At 56.3% G+C, this 4,930-nt stretch carries 5 protein-coding genes; all 5 read right to left on the bottom strand.

The annotated features are described in order from the left end of the window. Positions 1-133: 133 nt before the first annotated feature. The 5 genes from B7364_RS08625 to B7364_RS08605 all read right to left on the bottom strand — a co-directional run bounded on the left by B7364_RS08625 (position 134) and on the right by B7364_RS08605 (position 4,670). Positions 134-1,123 carry an acyl-CoA thioester hydrolase/BAAT C-terminal domain-containing protein gene (locus B7364_RS08625; protein ID WP_157893609.1) on the bottom strand — a complete coding sequence of 330 codons (990 nt, stop codon included), beginning with the start codon at positions 1,121-1,123 and terminating at the stop codon, positions 134-136. 154 nt (positions 1,124-1,277) lie between these two features. Next, positions 1,278-1,883 (bottom strand): response regulator transcription factor, encoded by a 606-nt coding sequence (locus B7364_RS08620; RefSeq protein WP_085339596.1) that lies wholly within the window; start codon positions 1,881-1,883, stop codon positions 1,278-1,280. Further along, positions 1,883-2,974, bottom strand: a complete 1,092-nt coding sequence (locus B7364_RS08615) for a sensor histidine kinase (protein WP_085339595.1) — start codon at positions 2,972-2,974, stop codon at positions 1,883-1,885. The genes B7364_RS08620 and B7364_RS08615 overlap by 1 nt, the downstream gene beginning before the upstream one ends. A 32-nt stretch (positions 2,975-3,006) precedes the next feature. Next, a complete protein-coding gene (locus B7364_RS08610; protein ID WP_085339594.1) occupies positions 3,007-3,759 on the bottom strand; it encodes an ABC transporter permease in 753 nt (250 codons plus the stop codon). After that, complete coding sequence (locus B7364_RS08605; RefSeq protein WP_198534123.1) at positions 3,759-4,670, bottom strand: ABC transporter ATP-binding protein; 912 nt, start codon at positions 4,668-4,670, stop codon at positions 3,759-3,761. The genes B7364_RS08610 and B7364_RS08605 overlap by 1 nt, the downstream gene beginning before the upstream one ends. Positions 4,671-4,930: the final 260 nt, after the last annotated feature.

Raw genomic sequence — 4,930 nt, 5'->3', positions numbered from 1 at the left:
CGCCAAACTAGGTCGATAACGCCCAATTCGCCCAAGCCCGAAAGCGGACATACTCAAACTAAACGATTTGCGATTTGGCTCTACGTTCAAGCGACGGACTAAATGAGGCTCTGGTCACTGTTTGAATGCACAATTAGTCTGCGGCCTTTTGGCCGCGCGCACCCTCAAATTCTTCGGTGTCACCAGTATTCCTGAGTGGTTGAGTGTTGGCTTTCAGAAACGCAAGCACACGCGGCCAGCTGTCGACCCGAGCAGCAGCGTTGCCTTCTACGCTGCCGCCATATTGGCCAAGACTGGCGTAAAACGATGCGTCCTCTGGTATCGGCGGTCCAAACAAGAGATGGCCCGCATCGGCATATGCCAGAACTGTCACAGGCGGACCGCCCCGTGCTTGCGAGCGCGTTTGGACATTACGTGCCATGGGGCAAGCTGGCCACATCGTCTCTGCTTCTCCGCAAACCAAAAGCGTGGCCGCTTGTGCTTGTTCGATCGGGATAGCGGCGCGTGCGGCGGCATCTTTTTGGTTGGGATCTTCAACTGAGCGATAAACGCTAATTACTCCCTGAACTGGATCCCAGCTGGCAAACGGCATGGTAGAAACGTCCCGCCCCTCTGTTGTCCATGATGCTAAGGAGCTCGCGCCACCTTTTGTCCAATCAATGCCATTCCACGCCACACTGCTTGGCATGCCGGCGACAACGGCGCGCAAATCTGGTCTGCGCGTAGCGACAAGCAGTGCCGCTTCCGCGCCTTTCGATCCACCCATCAATGCTAAGCGATTTGCATCGACCCCAGGCTGCGTAGCGAGCCATTCAAAACCGCGGTCAAACAGCTCAAGGGGAATACGCTCAAGCGTTCTTGATGTGCCGGGTGCACCAAAATAGGCCAGCTGCAATACGCTGAAGCCTTCGCGTTGCAGGGCTAGCGCCATATCCAACGTAGCGCGCCCCAAACCGCCTTCAGATCCACCAAGTAGAATTATACCGGGTGATTTTTTGGTCGTCTGGGCTGGAAAATAGTTTCCAACTAAGTTCGCTTCATTGACGCGCACGCCAGTGGGACCGGGGGCGAGTATCTCGGCTTTCGGTGATCCATAATCTTGGGGCGCGGCCAGCCGAAACATTGAGGCGGCGCCTAACAGTGATGCGACCAACGATCCGACAACTAGTCCTTTGTTCCAGCGCATTGAAGGGCTCCAATGTGATGGGGCATACTCGCGCAACAGTGATTGTTGTTGCAGTGCTAGGGATCAGCGCGTCAAGGTGACAAACATCATGTCATAGCCAGCCCTTATTGCGGGCAATGCGCGCTGCTTCGATGCGGCTAGCTGCACCGAGTTTGGTCGACGCTTCAGACAAATAGTTCCGTACCGTACCCGGCGACAGATCGAGCATCCGCGCGATATCCTTGTTGGAGCAGCCTTCATCAGCATGTCTCAGGACGGCGCGTTCGCGATCGGATAACGGATTACTTGGGGCATCCCAAGCCGCTTCGGCAAGCTCTGGCGCAATCGCCCGCCCGCCTGCAGCGACTTTGCGAATTGCAGCGGCAAGTACCTCCGAGGGCGTATCTTTTAACAAATAGCCGCGCACGCCTGCATCCATAGCGCGCCGCAAATAGCCCGCGCGACCGAATGTAGTAACAATGAACACCTTTGTGGATGCCTTTTCCCTTGTAAGGGCCTCGGCAACATCCAACCCGGTAAGTTTTGGCATTTCAATATCGGAGAGCAGAATATCCGGGCGGTGTGTGCGCACGGCATCGAGCGCTGCTTGGCCGTCGCCAACTCGCGCAACGATCGTGATGTCGCTTTCAAGCGACAGTAGCGCTGCAAGAGCGCCGAGCACCAGCGCTTGATCCTCGGCCAATACAACGCTGATCATCAGCTTGCCTCTATTGGTAAATAGGCCACAATTTTTGCGCCAGCGCGTCCGCCAGTAACGCTTAATCCACCGCCAGCCGCAGCAAGGCGTGCGCGCATCCCGCCAATCCCGCCACCTTCACGTAACGCTTCCCCATTGCCGTCATCGCTTACAGTGAGGCTCAATCTATCGTCTCCGTTGGTGACCGCAATCCGGCAGGAGTTTGCGCCAGAATGGCGGATGACGTTGGTGATCGCTTCACGTAATGCCATGGCGAGCACTGCGCTTGCCCCGCGCTCGATCGCTTCGGCATCGCCCTCTACGACGGAGGCGATACCAGCAGCAGAAAGGGCTGTTTGTGAGGTTGCGATTTCGCGCGCCAATGTAGCTCCTGTCATGCCGGCAACGGCAGCTCGGACGTCGGCCAACCCATCGCGTGCGGTCGCAGCCACGGCCCGCATTTCAGCCTCGGCTCCTTGAGGATCGCTCGTAGCAAGCCTAGCCGCGAGATCGGCTTTGATCGCAATCAACGTCAATGTGCTCCCGAGCATGTCGTGCAGATCTCGGCCAATCCGTTCGCGCTCGGCAATCGCGGCGAGCTGCTTGACCTCCATTTGGGCGTTGGTGAGTGCGTGGTTTTTATCTTGCAACGCCGCTCTTGAAATGACGCCGATGCCAACCATCACCATCATGAAGATGCCGAAGCCCCAGTAGAAGGGGTTTTGCTGACTTAACAACCCCGCGAACACAGCGATGAACGCAAAAGCACCAACCAAAATCGCGGCCCGGCGCGGGGGGCGCAGATCCCCAATCATAGCCGCCGCATATATCGCGATGACAGTCCAATTGCCGTAAGTGGGGATCAAAGCAATAGCGATAAATAGAGTGACGATGGAGCATGTGATTAAACGCAAGCCGGTTGCGCCGACCGCGAGAAAGTAGACGACCAAAAAGATCGTGACGCCGATCGTTGCGCCAATTATTTGGATTGGCGTCGGCGCTTGAATGAACCAAGGTATGAGGAACATCGGCAGATAGGCCAGCCAGAGCAGAGGGCTTTCAAGACTTAGCCACTGTGGTTCGGGGCTCTTATGCCGGTGGGTGTCAGTCATGTTTGCACACTCATCGTAGTCGATCGGCTTGGTCAAGCGGCTTGCCGTTGTTGACCAGTCCAAGCAAACACAGCCGCTGCCAGAGACAGAAGTGCTAGCGGACCCGCATGCAGCCAAAAATAGGCTATTTCGCTGCGGCCAACTGACATGAGCGCCAATTCGCCTAAATGATAGGATGGCAACACCCATGCGATGGTTTGGATCGCCTCCGGCATGAGCGCGAGCGGTATCCACAATCCGCCCATAACGGCCATTCCCAAGAAAAGAACATTCACGATTGCCACAGCGCTTTTTGAGCCCATACGATAGCCAACGCCAAGTCCTATCAAAGCGAAAGGAATTACTGCCGTGATCTGAATGCTGGCCATTAATGCCCATTGGGGAGCAGAAAGCTTGACGCCAACCATGGCAGCCACTGCGTAGATAAGTGCGATCGCGATCGCACTAAGCGCCATCGTTGCCATAAGTTTACCAACGATGTGTGCGCCAGTTGGCATGGGGGACAGACGCTTCAGTTCAAGCTGGCCGCTTTCGCGTTCGCTGGCGACATTTGCTCCGAAACCAAATAGTGCCGGACCCATAACGGCGTAAACCCCAAACGTCGCCAACATTTGCGTCACCACCGAATGATCACCTCGCCCCATGCCGATCGCAAACAAAGTATAAAATCCCACCGGCAATAAGACGGTGGGAATTGCAAACATTGGCATTCGGGCAGCTTTCATAAATTCTGCCTTTGTCTCGCGCCAAAACACACCGGGCGCTGCAGCAACAAGAGTGGACATTATGCGGCTTCCTTTAAAGTGGCTTCGACAATGCTAGCCAACGCGTCTTCCAGCGATGCGGCGGTAACATCAACATCGTTGAGACTCGGGTCCGCGCGGAACAGCGCTTCCAGCGTATTACGAGCATGGCTGCTAAAGATTGAAGCGTCAGCACCCCGCAAAACAACTTTCACTACTCCGGGCAATGATTGAAGCACGCCAGCGCAAAGGGGCGTGCGCACACGGATGGTTGTGCCAGCAACACGCCCTTTGATAGCCGCAGGCGAGCCGTCCGCCGCGATACGGCCGTCGGCAATTACCACAAGACGATCAGCAAGCGCTTCGGCTTCGTCCATGTGATGAGTGGCAAGCAAAATTGCGGCACCATTGGCAGCCTTTTCCCGGACGGTGCGCCATAGCGCATGACGCGCCTGTACATCCAAACCGGTTGTTGGCTCGTCTAGCACCAACAAATCCGGAGCCCCGGCAATAGCGAGCGCGAATTGCACCCGTCTTTGTTCGCCGCCAGAGAGTTTGTCGCATGGTCGTTTGGCCAAGGCTGTAAGACCAGCTTGGTCTAGAATATCGGCAGTTTTCAACCCGCGCTTAAAGTAACCTGCGTGCAACGTGATGACCTCAGACACGGTCAAGGCATCCGGCAGGCCCGCTGCTTGCAACATGACACCGAGGCGGGCGCGAGCATTCTGGTGTCGCGGGTCGAGGCCAAATAATTTAATCACGCCAGCATCTGGCGAAAGCCGACCGCTAAGCAAGCCTACGATGGTCGATTTACCCGCACCATTGGGTCCAAGCAAAGCGGTTACAGTGCCGGGCTCCAGGGCGAAATCGAAATCTTGCAAAACACTGCGCTTGGCATAGGATTTTGAAACGCCTCGCAAAGAGGCAAGGTCCCCAGACGATATTGATGGCAAGGCACATCTCCTTATGATGCGCCTTCATACGGCGACAGTTATCTTCCGGGACAGTGCGTTAAGTCAGATGCCAAACGTGACAAATGTCAGGCGTGCACGTGCGGCTGGCGGTGCTGTGTCCAACGACTGGTGCACCGCCCGTGCTTTGGCCCAAAGTTGAGTGACGTGCCCCCACGAATTCGGACGACCGGAAGTTAGAGTTTGCCGTTCAGATGGATGGCCGCTTTTGACGGCCGCGCGCTCCTAAGCAGACCATCCGC

The organism is Aquidulcibacter paucihalophilus (assembly GCF_002105465.1).
GTDB lineage: Bacteria > Pseudomonadota > Alphaproteobacteria > Caulobacterales > Aquidulcibacteraceae > Aquidulcibacter > Aquidulcibacter paucihalophilus.
This window is presented reverse-complemented; position numbering and strand designations above follow the sequence as displayed.